Source organism: Dokdonella koreensis DS-123, assembly GCF_001632775.1.
Taxonomy (GTDB): domain Bacteria; phylum Pseudomonadota; class Gammaproteobacteria; order Xanthomonadales; family Rhodanobacteraceae; genus Dokdonella; species Dokdonella koreensis.
This window is the reverse complement of the sequence record NZ_CP015249.1, coordinates 3,480,533-3,494,422: the sequence shown is the minus strand read 5'-3', so window position 1 is coordinate 3,494,422 and position 13,890 is coordinate 3,480,533. Positions and strand designations below refer to the sequence as shown.

Below are 13,890 nucleotides of genomic sequence, written 5' to 3'. Positions count from 1 at the left end.
CTACTCGTGAAAGGAAGTCGTGGACAGGCTTGCGCGCTCGCAGCGCGAGCAGCCTGTCCCGACTGTAGTCGGCCGCGTCGGGACCATCTGCGCGAACGCTTTGGCCTGCCTAAGCGCGGCCTGATGGATGCCTGTGGGAACGCGACAACTGGTTGATTGGACGGGAAATCAGCGAGCGGCCGATTCGCCGTGGACGGCGGTGGCGGCGCCGGATGCCGCCGGCGCAGGCGCCGGGGCGGTGGGCCAGGTCGCGAGGGCCGCCGGCAGGGTTCGCTCGCCGGCCAGGTCGCGGGCCTTGGCGAGGGCGGCCTTCCAGGCCTGCTGCTGGCCGAGCGCGTGATAGAGCTGCGCCTGCAGCACGGCGCACTGGTACTCCTGGTCGACCCATTGCGCGACCCGGCCGACGACGCGCGTGGCCTCGGTGAGCCGCCCGATCTCGATCAGGTACCTGCCGTAGGCCACGGCCACCATCGCGATTTCCGACGGCGCGGCGCGCCCGGTCAGGGCCAGCGCCTGCTCGAAGCCGGTGAGCGCCGCGTCGGTCCGATGCTCGGCCGCCGCCTGCTCGGCCTCGCTCAGCCGGACCTGCAGGGCGATCGAGGGATCCTGCAGCGTGCTCGCCCACGCGGCGAACCGCTGCGTCTGCCGCGCCGCCTCGGCGATCGCGCCTTGCCGGCGCAGCGCCTGCGTGAGAACCCTCCAGCCCCCGCTGTGGCCGCGGGCATAGTGCGGCGCCGAGAGCGCCGGTGCGGCGCGCAGTTCGGTCACGCGCGTAGCCAGGGCGACGGCGGCGGTCCAGTCCTCGCGCACCAGCGCAAGCTGCGCCTGGTTCGCGAGCAGGGCCGAGTAGAGGTCCGCCTGGCGCGCCGGATCGATGGCCGCTGCCGCCGCATCGAGATCGCGCTGCGCCTCGTCCAGCCGGCCGCTGGCGATCAGGGCGCGTACCTCGTGCAGGCGCGCCGACCAGTCCGCGTCCCAGGTGGTACCGAGCACGAGCCGCGCATGCCCGGCGACGGCGAGCGCGTCGCGCGGCTGCAGCATCGCCATGTGCAGGTAGATCTTGTTGCCGAACGCGGCACGCAGGACGTCGCCCGGCGGGAAGCGCTCCAGGCGCGCGATCGCCCGGTCCTGCAGGGCCTGCGCCTCGGCGAAGCGATGGCGTGCGATCAGGGTTCCCGCCTGCGACGCCTCCAGCTCCGCCAGGCCCAGCGTATCGCCGGCCAGTTCCATCGCGATCCGCGCCTGCGCGAAGTCGCCATCGGCCTCCGCGTCGTTGCCTTCGACCGCATGCAGGACCGCGCGGCTGCGCATGGCGGAGCCGTAGATCAACGAGAGATGTGCCTGCTGGGCGATCCGGATCGTTTCGTTCAGGCGGTCGCGTGCCGCGTCGTTGCGGTTATCGAGGAAGTCCAGCGCTGCCAGGCCGAACAGCGCGCGGCTGTGCGTCTCCGCATCCAGCGGGCGTTGTGCCCGATCGTCCAGCACCGATTGCAGCAGCGTGCGTGCCGCCTCGGTGCGGCCGGCGGCGACTTCCAGCTCGGCCTTGCGCACGCGCAGCGGTGCCGAGTCGCCCAGCGCCGGCGGGATCGCGCCGAGCAGCTGCCGGGCGGTGTCGTCGTCATGGCCGTCCATCGCCGCGTCGACGCGCCGGATCAGCGTTTCCTCGTCGAGGGTGGCGCCGGGCGCGTCGGTGCCGGGCGTGCGGCCGAGCAGTACCAGCACGCGATCCGCCGCCGCGCGCGCGCCTGCGATCGCATCGGCGGCGTGCACTTCCACTTCGCGCGTGTCGCCGTCCGTGCCCTTCACCTCGACGTGCAGGCGCCACCCCGTCGGCGTCTTGCGCAGCGAGGGCGCGACGATGAGGCGCGCGCCGGTGGCTGCCCGCACGGTGGCGGGATCGACCGCCTCGACGGCATCGTTCTTCGCCAGCGCGACGATGTTGCTGCTCGGCACGGCGGCCAGTCCGCCGTCATGCAGGCGCGTGGCGATCAGGTCCATCAGGCCCAGGCGCAGCCAGGCCCATTCGCTGTCCAGGGTACCGTCGATGCGGACCGGCAGGACCGCCAGGCGCGCCGGTCCCGGCACCGGTTCGAGCGCGGTGCCCGGCGCGGCCGAAGCGGCGGGCGCGGAAACCGGTTCTTCACGGTCGCCGCGAATCAGCCGGGACAGGGGTGGCAGCAGGACGCCCACCAGCACGAGCACGACGAGGCCGCCGATCACGCCCAGGCGGCGCCTCGTCCGTGACGACCCGGTGACCGGCCCCGACGGCGCCGGCAGCGGCGGTGCGGCTGGCACGGCCTCGACCGGCCCGGCGTCCGGCAGGTCCGGCCGCAGTTCGGCCACCCAGCGGTAACCGAAGCGCGGCACCGTGCGGATGACCTCCTGGTCGCTGCCGGTGTCGTTGACGACACGGCGCAGGCTGCGGATCAGCTGGTCGAGCTGGTTGTCGGTGACATCGGCCTTGCCCCAGACAGCGGCGCCGAGTTCGTCGCGGCCGACCGCGCGATCGCGGTGCTCGACCAGCCAGGCCAGGCAGTCGAACACCTTCGGCGACATCGGGACGAGCTGGCCGTCGCGATGCAGTTCGCGAGCGGCGAGATCCAGGCGGCAGGTACCGAAGCGGAAAACCGAGGGAGACGCATGCATCGGCCGAGTGTAGCCCGCACGGCGACCCGGGCCGAGCCGCGCCGCCGCAACGCGATGAACACCGGCTGCGTTCCGCCGCTGGTCCGGATGGCCGGCGCGTCTGTTCCAGTGCTTGCAGCGGCCGGCGGCCGACCCGGCCGGATCAGGCGACGAGCGCGTTTCAGCGTCGCGGCGGGTCGGGCACGAAGGCGCCCGGGAACGGCACCGGTTCGCGCTCGGCGACCGGGCGGACGATGATGCCGCGGGCGACCAGGTTGCGGTAGCTGTCGTACCCGATCGCGACCTGCTCGGCCGGCCGGCTGCTGGCGCGCACGAACCGGGTCTGCGTGACGGTCGAGGTCTCGCGCTCGCCGTGACCGGTGCCGAGCCGCTCGGCCGGCCGCGCGGCCGATGCCTGCGCGCGTTGCGGTACCGCGTCGGCGGCTTCGGCTTCCTCGCGCGGTGCGGCCGGAGCGGCGGCCGGCGCTTCGCCGGCGGAGACCTGCGGTGTGCGCTTGCGTTCGATCGGCACCTGCCGTTCTTCGAACACGGCCACGCCGATCACGCCGACGTTGGCCGGGCGTCCGGTTTGCGAGGCGTAGCTGTCGGGCAGGGCGGTAAACGTGAACTGCGCGACCTCGTCCAGGCTCTTGCGCCAGCCGAGGATCTGGGTCGACTCCCACGGGCCGAGCACGTAGCCGCCCTGGTCGGGGCTGGCCGTCTCGCCGGTCACCGCATTGACGCCGTCCACCGACAGCACGGCCAGCACGCGGGCGCCGCTGCGATTGGTCAGGCGCACCGCATAGCGGTGGCCCGGCACGCCGGCGACGTGGGCGCGGCCCTCCTTGTAATGCGGCGCCAGGGGCTGGCCGGTATCGCGGTCGACGACGGTCAGGTCGATCAGGCGGGCGGGCCGCGCGAAGGCGGCGGGCGCGGTGGCGACGGCGAACAGCGTGGAAAGCAGGACGAGGGACGGCAGGGCGCGGGCGACGTGCATGGAACACCTCCGGTGTGGGGACGGAACCTGCAACGTGCCGCCGCCGCCGCCGGGGTTTGCGGCCGGCGCCATGCGCGGCGCATGGCGGCCGGCGCCGATTCGAGCGAAACTTGCGCACCCATTCCCAGCACGACGAAGGCAGCGCGTGAACAAAGTCCATGCAAACGCGGCGGAGGCACTGAACGGCTTGCTGTTCGACCGCATGACCATCGCCGCCGGCGGTTTCGGCCTCTGCGGCATCCCGGAGAACCTGATCGGCGCGCTGCTCGCAGCCGGGACCCGCGAGCTGACGATCGTCGGCAACAACGCCGGCGTCGACGATTTCGGCATGGGGCCGCTGCTCAAGACCCGCCAGGTCAAGAAGGTGGTCGCGTCCTATGTCGGCGAGAACAAGGAGTTCGAGCGGCAGGTCCTCGCCGGCGAGCTGGAGCTGGAACTGGTGCCGCAGGGCACGCTGGCCGAGCGCCTGCGCGCCGGCGGTGCCGGCATCCCGGGCTTCTACACGCGCACCGCGTTCGGCACCAAGCTGGCCGAGGGCCGCGAGACCCGCGTCTTCGACGGCAAGGAGTACGTGCTGGAAGAAGGCATCCGCACCGACGTCGCGCTGATCAAGGCCTGGAAGGGCGATGCGCTCGGCAACCTGGTGTTCCGCAAGACCGCGCGCAACTTCAACCCGATGATCGCCACCTGCGGCAAGGTCTGCGTGGCCGAGGTGGAGGAACTGGTCGAGGTCGGTACGCTCGAGCCGGACCAGGTCCACGTGCCGGGCATCTACGTCGACCGCATCATCCAGGGCGAGAAGTACGAGAAGCGCATCGAGTTCCGCACCGTCGCCGGCGCCAATACCGGCAAGGAAAGCCCGCTGCGCATGGCGATGGCGCAGCGCGCGGCGCGCGAGCTGCGCGACGGCTACTACGTCAACCTCGGCATCGGCATCCCGACCCTGGTCGCGAACTTCATCCCGTCCGGCATGGACGTGACGCTGCAGTCGGAGAACGGCCTGCTCGGCATCGGCCCGTTCCCGGATGACGCGGCCGTCGACGCCGACCTCATCAACGCCGGCAAGCAGACGATCACCGCGCTGCCCGGCGCGAGCTTCTTCTCCAGCGCCGACTCGTTCGCGATGATCCGCGGCGGCCATATCGACCTGTCGATCCTCGGCGGCCTGGAGGTCTCGGTGACCGGCGACCTGGCCAACTGGATGGTGCCCGGCAAGATGGTCAAGGGGCCGGGTGGCGCGATGGACCTGGTCAGCGGCGTCAAGCGTGTCGTCGTGCTGATGGAGCACAACGCGAAGGACGGCACGCCGAAGATCCGCAACGAATGCACGCTGCCGATCACCGGCAAGCAGGTCGTGGACCTGATCATCACCGATCTGGCGGTGTTCGAGGTGGAACGCGGCAAGGGCCTGAAGCTGATCGAGCTGCAGCCGGGCGTCAGCGTGGCCGATGTCCGCGCCAAGACCGAATGCGCGTTCGCGGTGGCGCCGGGCCTGGAATAGGCGCCGCCCGCCGGCGGCTGCGTGCAAGGCGCAGCCGCCGCACTGCAAATCGATACTCCTGGGTATTTTAATCGGCAGGTGGGCTGGCTATGCTCGGGTGGCCGCTGCTGCCGGCGCGTGTCTGCGTGTCCCGGCGGTCGGCGGCGGTCCCGTGCGGTTTCACCGGCCGGCGTGGACCAGCCTCGTACGAAGGCATGACGCGGATCCACCCGGGTCCGGTCGACCCACGAACCGGAGGTGGACGATGGTCACGTTGACCGTGAACGGCCGCGAGCAGCGCTTCGACGGCAATCCCGAAATGCCCCTGCTGTGGTATTTGCGCGACGTGCTGGGCCTGACCGGGTCCAAGTACGGCTGCGGCATGGCGCTGTGCGGCGCCTGCACGATCCACCTCGACGGCGTCGCGATGCGCGCTTGCGTGACGCCGGTCTCCGCGGCACAGGGCCGCACCGTCACCACGATCGAAGGCCTTTCGGCCGACGGCAGCCATCCGGTGCAGCAGGCCTGGACCGAACTGAACGTGGCCCAGTGCGGCTACTGCCAGTGCGGCCAGATCATGCAGGCCGCGTCCCTTTTGAAGGACAAGCCCAAGCCGAGCGACGCCGACATCGATGCGGCGATGGTCGGCAACCTGTGCCGCTGCGGCACCTACACGCGGATCCGCGCGGCGATCCACCTGGCGGTGGAAAAGACCGGAGGTGGCGCATGACGCCCGACGGGATGACGCCGCGGTACGCCGCGGAAGACGCGGCGGCGTCCGTGACGGACACCGGCGCTGGCGTGGTCACCAATGTCAGCCGGCGCGCCTTCCTGCTCGGCCTCGGTGCCGGCGCGCTGGTGCTGGCGGTGGCACCGGCGATCGCCGCCGACCCGCCGCGCCGCTACGGCGGCGACGGCATGCCCGGCGGCCTCAAGGACGATCCGCGGCTGTTCGTCGCGATCGCCGCCGACGGCACGGTCACGATCATCAACCATCGCGCCGAGATGGGGCAGGGCGTGCGCACCAGCGTGCCGCTGATCGTCGCCGACGAGCTGGAGGCCGACTGGACGCGCGTGAAGGTGCAGCAGGCGCCGGGTGACGAGACCAAGTACGGCAACCAGAACACCGACGGCTCGCGCTCGGTCCGCCACAACTTCGAGCCGCTGCGCCGCGCCGGTGCGGCCGCGCGGCAGATGCTGGTCGCCGCCGCGGCGGCGCGCTGGAAGGTGCCGGCCGCCGAGGTCGTCGCGCAGAACCACACGCTTTCGCACGCGGCCAGCGGCCGGCGCGCCGGCTACGGCGAGTTCGCGGCGGACGCCGCCGCGCTGCCGGTGCCGACCGGCACGGCGCTCAAGCTCAAGACGCCGGCCCAGTTCCGCTACATCGGCAAGGGCAAGGTCGGCCTGATCGACAATCGCGACATCGTGACCGGCAAGGCGCAGTACGGCATCGACACGCGCCTGCCCGGCATGGTCTATGCGGTCGTCGCGCGGCCGCCGGTCTACGGCGGCAAGGTCAAGCGCCACGACGCGGCGGCGGCACTGAAGGTGCCCGGCGTGCTCAAGGTCGTGCCGCTGGACGGCGCGCCGATCCCGTCGGCGTTCTTCCCGCTCGGCGGCATCGCCGTCGTGGCCGAGAACACCTGGGCGGCGATCGAGGGTCGCAAGGCGCTGACGATCGAATGGGACAACGGCCCCAATGCCGGCTACGACTCGGCCGCCTACCGCGCGGCGCTGGAGACCGCCTCGCGCGCGCCGGGCGAACTCGTCTACGACCGCGGCGACACCTACGGCGCCCTGGCCAAGGCCGAGCGCAAGATCGCGGCGGAGTACTACGTCCCGCACCTGGCGCATGCGCCGATGGAGCCGCCGGCCGCGGTCGCGCGCGTCGGCGCCGATGCCGCGGAGGCCTGGGCCTGCGTGCAGGCACCACAGGCCGGTCGCGCGCTGCTGGCGGGCCTGCTTAAGCTGCCCGAGGAGCGCGTGACGATCCACCAGACCCTGCTCGGCGGCGGCTTCGGCCGCAAGTCCAAGCCGGACTTCATCGCCGAGGCCGCACTGCTGTCGCGCGCGATGGACGGCAAGCCGGTCAAGCTGACCTGGACGCGCGAAGACGACATCGTCAACGACTACTTCCACACCGTCTCGCTGGAGCGCATCGAGGCCGCCGTGGACGCCGACGGCAAGCCGCTGGCCTGGCTGCATCGCAGTGCGGCGCCGTCGATCGGCTCGCTGTTCGGTCCGGATCCCAAGCACCAGCGTGACTTCGAGCTCGGCCAGGGCCTGACCGACCTGGCCACGGCCGTGCCGAACTACCGCATTGAGAATCCCGAGGCCGCGGCGCATACGCGCATCGGCTGGTTCCGCTCGGTCTACAACATCCCGCACGCGTTCGCCACGCAGTCGGCGGTGGCGGAGCTGGCGCACGCGGCGGGCCGCGACCCGAAGGATTTCCTGCTCGACTTCATCGGCCCGGCACGCCGGGTCGATCCGACCACGATGAAGACGCCGAACTACGGCGAGGACCCGGCCAGGTACCCGCTCGATGCCGGGCGCCTGCGCCGCGTGGCCGAGGTCGTCGCCAAGGCGGCCGGCTGGGGCCGCGCGCTGCCGCGCGGGAAGGGCCTCGGGATCGCCGCCCACCGCAGCTTCGTCAGCTACACGGCGGTGGTCGTCGAGGTCGAGGTGGCCGACGATGGCACGATCGTGATCCCGCGCGTGGACATCGCGATCGACTGCGGGCCGCAGGTCAATCCCGAGCGCGTGCGCTCGCAGATGGAAGGCGCGGTGATCCAGGGCATCGGCCTGGCGACGATCGGCGAGATCCGCTTCGCCGAGGGCCGTGCCGTGCAGAGCAACTTCCACGACTACCTGCTGCCGCGCATCGACGCCGCGCCGCGCGCGATCCACGTGCATGCGGTCGGTGCCGACGACTATGCCGTGCCGCTCGGCGGCGTCGGCGAGCCGGGCCTGCCGCCGGTCGCGCCAGCGCTGGCCAACGCGGTGTTCGCCGCGACCGGCCGGCGCATCCGCAGCCTGCCGATCGACACGCAGCTGGCCGGCTGGAACGCGACCGGCACGGCTGCCGGCTGAGCGCATCGAGGCGCGCCGATGGCCGTGATCTGCGATGCGAACGGGACCGCCGGCCTGCCGGTGGCCGTTCGATCCGGCACGGGCGCCGGCGGTCCGCGCGCGGTGGTGGAGGCCCTGCTGGCGGCGGCACATGCGGGCGTGCCGGCGGTGCTCGGCCTGGTCGTGGACACCAACGGGTCGACCTACGCCAAGCCGGGCGCGCTGCTGTGCGTCGCCGAGGGCGCGCGCGTCGGCTGGATCAGCGGCGGCTGCCTCGAATCCTCGCTGGAGGCCAGCGCCCGCGCCCAGCTCGCCGCGCGCCAGGCCGGCGTCGTCGAGTACGACACGCGCGATGACGCCGATCTTCTCGTCGGCAGCGGCATCGGGTGCCGCGGTGTCGTGCGTATCGCACTGGTGCCGCTGACGCTGGTGGCCGGCATCGCTGCACCGCTGGAGGCCTGGACGCGGCAGGCCCGCGACCTGGACGTGGCCCTGCTGGCGACCGGCGAGCTGATCGTGCGCGCCGGCGAGGTCGGCGGGCGCTGGATGCCGCCCTGGGAACCCGCGGCCGTGGCCGCGCTCGACGGTGACCGCCACCTGCGTATCGCGCGTGCGCCGCGCCTGCTCGTGTTCGGGGCCGGGCCGGAATCGGCCACGCTGCTGCCGTGGCTGCGCCAGCTCGGCTGGTACGTGGACGTCGCCGAGCGCCGCCCGCGCTGGGATGCGGCGGCCGCGCACGCGGATCGGCACCTGCAGGTGCCGCCCGGCACGGTGCTGGCCGACGCGCAGCACGACGCCGCGCTGGTGATGAACCACGATTTCGAGCTCGACCGCGAGGCGCTCGAGCACCTGGCGGCGGCGCCGATTCCGTGGATCGGCCTGCTCGGTCCGCCGGCGCGCCGCGACGACCTGCTGCGCCTGCTCGGCCCGGCGGCCGCCGCGGCGCTGCAACCGCGCCTGCATGCGCCGGTCGGTCTCGACCTCGGCGGCCGCGGCCCGGAAGCCATCGCCCTGGCGATCACCGCGCAGTTGCACGCCTGGCGCCATGGCGGCGGCTGATCACGCCGCGATCGTGCTGGCGGCCGGCCGCAGCCGCCGCCTGGGGCGCCCCAAGCAATTGCTGCGTGTCGACGGCGTCAGCCTCCTGCGCCGCACGGTCGCTGCCGTGCTGGCGACCCAGCCGGTCCTCGTCGGCGTGGTGCTGGCGGCCGATGCGCCGGCGGTCGCCGCCGAGATCGCCGGACTGCCGGTCGTGACCTGGTTCAACCCGATGCCGGACGCCGGCCTGTCCGGCTCGCTGCGCGTCGCCGCATGCGCGCTCGCCGCCCATGCGGGGCCGACACTGATCGTCGGCGTCGATCAGCCGCGCCTGGGGACCGATCACCTGGAGGCGCTGTTGCAGGCCGGTCGCGTGCACGGCGGCGACGTCGTCACCGGCTACGGGCCGGCGTTCGGCATCCCCGCGCGGGTCACCGCGGCGACGCTGGCCCAGGCGATGGACTTGAGCGGTGACGGCGGCCTCAAGCGGCTCTGGCTGGCCGCGCCGCCGCAGCGCGTGCAGGCCGATGCGCTGGGGTTCGACCTCGATACGCCGGCCGATCTCGCCGTGGCGGTCGCGCGCGGCTGGATCGACGCCTGAGGCCGGCCGGCGGGGGTCAGCCGTCCGCGTCGCGGCGCGCGATCGCCCGCGTGGTCGCCAGCCCGATCAGGCGCGAGACGACCAGGGCGATGTACATGACGCCGGCGAACTGCTCGAGCATCACCAGGGCGCGCGCCTGCGCGCGCACCGGGATGATGTCGCTGAGGCCCACGCCCGACAGCGTGCTGAAGCTCAGGAACAGCAGTTCCATCCAGCTGCGCGGGGCGTCCGGCGCCGTCGCCGCGATGAAGCTGCCGGGAAACCATTGCTGGCAGACCAGGTACGCGAACGCGAAGGCCCAGGCCAGCAGCGTGAACGTGGCGCCGGCCGCGAACAGCTCGTCGCCGGTGACGCGATGGTCGCGCAGCATGTAGGCGGTGAGGCCGCCGGCGGCGTACAGGTAGAGCGCACCTTCGAGCACCTGGGCCGCCGTCGCCAGCGATGGCGGCCCCAGCCCGGTGCCGGCGAGCAGCGACAGCGCCACCGCCGGCGCGGCCAGCAGCCAGGCGATCCAGTTGATCGCCGGGCTGCGGTTGATGACCCACAGCGCCAGCGCCAGCACCAGGATGCCGAACGCACCGAACACCGCGCGGCCGGCGGCGGCGTGTTCCATCGCCGGATACAGCACCACGCCGAGCAGTTGCACGAACAGCAACAAGGCGGACGGGTGGCGCTTGACCGTCACCAGCGTCCTGAGCAGGGGAATCGAGGCCATGAGCGGGTTCCGTTCGGGACGTCGCGCCGGTGCGGGGCCTTCCACGCGAAGGCGTAGAATCCGCGCGCATTCTGTCATGGGAACGAACATGCGTGTCTGCGTCTACTGCGCCTCCAGCGAGCATTGCGACCGCGTCTACCACGAGGCCGCGTTCGCGCTCGGGCGGCAGCTGGCCGAGGCCGGCTGCACCACGGTCTACGGCGGCGGCGCGGTCGGGCTGATGGGCTCGCTGGCCGACGGCGCGCTCTCGGCCGGCGGCCAGGTCATCGGCATCATTCCGCGCTTCATGACCGAGGTGGAGTGGCAGCACCCGGGCCTGGCCTCGCTGGAAGTGGTCGAGGACATGCGCGAGCGCAAGCACCGCCTGCTGACCGATTCGGATGCGGTCGTCGCCCTGCCGGGCGGCTGCGGCACGCTGGAGGAGTTGTTCGAGGCGATCACGCTCAAGCGGCTGGGGCTCTATTTCAACCCGATCGTACTGGTCGACACGCAGGGTTTCTACGCACCGCTGCAGGCGTTCATGGAGCAGGTGGTCGCGCAGCGCTTCATGAATCCCGAGCACCTGGGCATGTGGCATCTCGTCGATACGGTGGAGGAGGTGCTGCCGGCGATCCGTCGCATCCCGCGCTGGCGCGACGACGCGCGCAGCATCGCGGTCGTGCGCTGACAGGCGGCCGGGAACGCGCCTGCCGGCGCGATCCCGGGGACGGATCGCTCGCGGGGCGACGGCGCAGCCGTCGAGTTGCGCAGTTGGTGGTACCGCATTGCCGCGGCCGCGCGAGCCGGGCAGGGGCAGGGCAGTCGTTTCTCGACGCACTGCGTGCGCAGCGCGGTGTCAGTCCAGGTGCGCGCGCAGAGCGGCGGCATAGGCGTCGCGCGTGCCGGCCTCCGGCGTGGCCGGCGGCTGCGGATAGATCCGCAGCAGGCCGTCGTCCGGCAGCCGCGGGTGCACGTGGATGTGCAGGTGGGGCACTTCCTGGAAGGCCGCCTCGCCGATCGAGTGCCAGAGGCTGAGGCCCTGGTTCGGGAAGGCCGCCGCGACCGCCCGCGTCACGCGCGCCACGGTCGCCATCAGCGCCGCGCCGGTGGCGGCATCCAGCTCGCGCACGTCGCCCAGGTGCCGGCGCGGGATCACCAGCGTGTGGCCGGGATGGAACTGGCGCAGGTCGACGAAGGCCAGCGTCAGGGCGTCCTCGCAGACGAGGCTGGCCGGTGCTTCGCCGCGGACGATGTCGCAGAAGACGCAGGCGGTGCTCATCGGCGTTCCCCGCGATAGCCGGAGGCCGGCGACCGGCCGGCGGTGGTCGCGGATGCCGGACGCCGGCGGCGGATCGCCGGGGCTGCGGGCGGCCACGGCGCAAGGGCCGCCGGCGCGGGGCACACGGTCACGGTGTTTCCTGGGCGGGTGCGGGTGCGTCGGCGAAGAACCGCCGCACGTCGGCGATGTCGCGCGTCTGCGGCAGCGGCGGCAGGCTGCGCAGGAACAGCTTGCCGTACGGCCGCGACAGCAGCCGCGGATCGCAGAGCACCAGCACGCCGCGATCGCCGACGTCGCGGATCAGGCGGCCGGCGCCCTGCTTGAGCGCGATCACGGCGGCCGGGATCTGCCATTCGGCAAACGGATTGGCGCCGGCATCGCGCAGCGCCTCCAGGCGCGCGGTCAGCACCGGGTCGTCGGGCGCGGCGAACGGCAGCTTGTCGATGATCACGCACGACAGCGCCTCGCCGGCGACGTCCACGCCTTCCCAGAAGCTGGCGGCGCCGAGCAAGACACCGTTGCCGGACGCGCGGAACGCCTCCAGCAGCTGGTGGCGCGGCGCGCTCCCCTGGACGAACAGCGGCCAGCGGGCGTGCTCGGCGAGCCGCTCGGCGGCGCGGCGCAGCGCCCGGTGCGAGGTGAACAGCAGGAAGGCGCGCCCCTGCGAGGCTTCGAGCACCGGCAGCGCGGCATCGACGACGTGGTCGGTATACAGCGACGAGGACGGATCGGGCAGGCCCGGCGGCAGGTAGGCTAGCGCCTGGTGCGCATAGTCGAACGGGCTCTCCAGCGACAGCGTGTGCGGATCGTCCAGGCCGAGCTGGCGCGCGAAGTGGTCGAAGCGGCCGGCCACCGAAAGCGTAGCGGACGTGAAGATCCAGGCGGCGCGACTCTGTGCGCGCAGTTCGCGCAGCGGCGCGGACAGGTCCAGCGGGGTGGCGTGCAGCGCGAAGCCGTGCGGCGTGGTCTCGTACCAGTGCACGAAGTCGCGCGAGCCGGCGTCGCGCACCTGCCGCAGGCGGGCGATCTGCTCGCCGGCGCGCTCGTGCAGCGCGGCAAAGCCGCGGCTGCGCTCGGCATGCGCCTCGAGGCCGTCGGTCAGGCCGTGCAGGGCCTGGTCGAGCCGGTCCAGTTCGTCCGAGACGTCGGCTGCGCCGATGAACAGCGCGAGCGCGCCGCGCGCCGGCAGCGCGTCGATCGCCAGCCGCAACCGCTGCAACAGCGGCGCGAACGGCTCGACCAGCGGCTGGATCACCGCCAGCGCGCCGGTGACGTTGGCGCATTCGGCCAGCGCATCCTGCGCCAGCTCGCCGACCTGGCGCGCCGACAGGCTGGTCGAGAAGAACTGGCCGGCCAGTTCCGGGATCTGGTGCGCCTCGTCGAGCACGAAGGCCTGCGCCCCGGGCAGGATCTCGCCGAAGCCCTCCTGGCGCAGCGCCAGGTCCGCGAACAGCAGGTGGTGGTTGACGACCACCAGGTCGGCTTCCTGCGCGGCGCGGCGCGCCTTGACCACGAAGCAGTCGTTGAACAGCGGGCAATCGGTACCGAGGCAGTTCTCGGTGGTGGACGTCACGCGCGGCCACAGCGGCGAGTCCTCGGCGATCTCGGCCAGCTCGGCGCGGTCGCCGCTGGCGGTACGCGAGGACCAGGCGCGGATCGCCTGCAGCTGCGCGACCTGCTGGCGCGAGGCGAAGCGGCCGTCCTTGTGCGCCTGGTCGAGCCGGTACAGGCACAGGTAGTTCGCGCGGCCCTTGAGCAGCGCCGCCGACAGCCGCGCGCCCAGCACGCTGCGCACGCGCGGCAGGTCGCGGTGGAACAACTGGTCCTGCAGCGCCTTGGTGCCGGTCGAGACGATCACGCGCCGGCCCGACTCCAGCGCCGGCACCAGGTACGCGAAGGTCTTGCCGGTGCCGGTGCCGGCCTCGGCGATCAGGATCTCGCGCTCGGCGATCGCCTCCTCCACGGCGGACGCCATCGCCTGCTGCTGCGCGCGCGCCGCGAAGCCGGGCACCTCGGCGGCGAACGGCCCGTGCGGGCCGAGCAGGTCGGCGGCGGCCGGCGCGGCGGCGCGGGCGGCGTTCGTGTCCGGTCCGGTCAAGCCGTG

At 72.8% G+C, this 13,890-nt stretch carries 11 protein-coding genes; 6 read left to right on the top strand and 5 right to left on the bottom strand.

Features of this window, described 5'->3' with window-relative positions; genetic code table 11:
• Window positions 1-168: 168 nt before the first annotated feature.
• Window positions 169-2,646, bottom strand: coding sequence for a winged helix-turn-helix domain-containing protein (locus I596_RS14250; protein WP_067649302.1), 2,478 nt, complete (start codon window positions 2,644-2,646; stop codon window positions 169-171).
• 160 nt (window positions 2,647-2,806) lie between these two features.
• Complete coding sequence (locus I596_RS14245; RefSeq protein WP_067649299.1) at window positions 2,807-3,622, bottom strand: hypothetical protein; 816 nt, start codon at window positions 3,620-3,622, stop codon at window positions 2,807-2,809.
• Between the two features lie 145 nt (window positions 3,623-3,767).
• On the opposite strand from I596_RS14245, the gene I596_RS19260 reads away from it, so the two are divergent.
• The 5 genes from I596_RS19260 (at window position 3,768) to I596_RS14220 (ending at window position 9,813) form a co-directional block, all read left to right on the top strand.
• On the top strand, window positions 3,768-5,123 hold the full coding sequence (locus I596_RS19260) for a 3-oxoacid CoA-transferase subunit B (protein ID WP_083965601.1): 1,356 nt from the start codon (window positions 3,768-3,770) through the stop codon (window positions 5,121-5,123).
• A 244-nt stretch (window positions 5,124-5,367) separates the two neighbouring features.
• Window positions 5,368-5,832: a (2Fe-2S)-binding protein gene (locus I596_RS14235; protein WP_067649296.1), complete on the top strand. Its 465-nt coding sequence runs from the start codon at window positions 5,368-5,370 to the stop codon at window positions 5,830-5,832.
• Window positions 5,829-8,195 carry a xanthine dehydrogenase family protein molybdopterin-binding subunit gene (locus tag I596_RS14230; protein ID WP_083965600.1) on the top strand — a complete coding sequence of 789 codons (2,367 nt, stop codon included), beginning with the start codon at window positions 5,829-5,831 and terminating at the stop codon, window positions 8,193-8,195. The genes I596_RS14235 and I596_RS14230 overlap by 4 nt, the downstream gene beginning before the upstream one ends.
• 18 nt (window positions 8,196-8,213) lie before the next feature.
• On the top strand, window positions 8,214-9,233 hold the full coding sequence (locus tag I596_RS14225; RefSeq protein ID WP_083965599.1) for an XdhC family protein: 1,020 nt from the start codon (window positions 8,214-8,216) through the stop codon (window positions 9,231-9,233).
• Entirely contained in the window at window positions 9,220-9,813 is a 594-nt protein-coding gene (locus I596_RS14220) for a nucleotidyltransferase family protein (protein ID WP_067649293.1), read from the top strand. Before I596_RS14225 ends, I596_RS14220 begins: the two co-directional genes overlap by 14 nt.
• 16 nt (window positions 9,814-9,829) lie before the next feature.
• Here the strand turns inward: I596_RS14220 and I596_RS14215 are convergent, their stop codons facing one another.
• Window positions 9,830-10,528, bottom strand: a complete 699-nt coding sequence (locus I596_RS14215; protein WP_150132177.1) for an ion channel — start codon at window positions 10,526-10,528, stop codon at window positions 9,830-9,832.
• A gap of 88 nt (window positions 10,529-10,616) precedes the next feature.
• On the opposite strand from I596_RS14215, the gene I596_RS14210 reads away from it, so the two are divergent.
• Window positions 10,617-11,195, top strand: coding sequence for an LOG family protein (locus I596_RS14210; RefSeq protein ID WP_083965810.1), 579 nt, complete (start codon window positions 10,617-10,619; stop codon window positions 11,193-11,195).
• 168 nt (window positions 11,196-11,363) lie between these two features.
• On the opposite strand, the gene I596_RS14205 is transcribed toward I596_RS14210, so the two are convergent.
• Window positions 11,364-11,786: an HIT family protein gene (locus I596_RS14205; RefSeq protein WP_067652036.1), complete on the bottom strand. Its 423-nt coding sequence runs from the start codon at window positions 11,784-11,786 to the stop codon at window positions 11,364-11,366.
• Window positions 11,787-11,913: 127 nt separating this feature from the next.
• Window positions 11,914-13,884 carry a DNA repair helicase YoaA gene (gene yoaA / locus I596_RS14200; RefSeq protein ID WP_223303839.1) on the bottom strand — a complete coding sequence of 657 codons (1,971 nt, stop codon included), beginning with the start codon at window positions 13,882-13,884 and terminating at the stop codon, window positions 11,914-11,916.
• Window positions 13,885-13,890 lie beyond the last annotated feature (6 nt).

Excerpts from the sequence above, each read along its gene's own strand:
- I596_RS14245 (WP_067649299.1), bottom strand. The coding sequence starts at position 3,622 with ATGCACGTCGCCCGCGCCCTGCCGTCCCTCGTCCTGCTTTCCACGCTG.
- I596_RS14215 (WP_150132177.1), bottom strand. The coding sequence starts at position 10,528 with ATGGCCTCGATTCCCCTGCTCAGGACGCTGGTGACGGTCAAGCGCCAC.
- I596_RS14225 (WP_083965599.1), top strand. The coding sequence starts at position 8,214 with ATGGCCGTGATCTGCGATGCGAACGGGACCGCCGGCCTGCCGGTGGCC.
- I596_RS14230 (WP_083965600.1), top strand. The coding sequence starts at position 5,829 with ATGACGCCCGACGGGATGACGCCGCGGTACGCCGCGGAAGACGCGGCG.
- I596_RS14220 (WP_067649293.1), top strand. The coding sequence starts at position 9,220 with ATGGCGGCGGCTGATCACGCCGCGATCGTGCTGGCGGCCGGCCGCAGC.
- I596_RS14235 (WP_067649296.1), top strand. The coding sequence starts at position 5,368 with ATGGTCACGTTGACCGTGAACGGCCGCGAGCAGCGCTTCGACGGCAAT.
- I596_RS14250 (WP_067649302.1), bottom strand. The coding sequence starts at position 2,646 with ATGCATGCGTCTCCCTCGGTTTTCCGCTTCGGTACCTGCCGCCTGGAT.
- I596_RS14210 (WP_083965810.1), top strand. The coding sequence starts at position 10,617 with ATGCGTGTCTGCGTCTACTGCGCCTCCAGCGAGCATTGCGACCGCGTC.
- I596_RS14205 (WP_067652036.1), bottom strand. The coding sequence starts at position 11,786 with ATGAGCACCGCCTGCGTCTTCTGCGACATCGTCCGCGGCGAAGCACCG.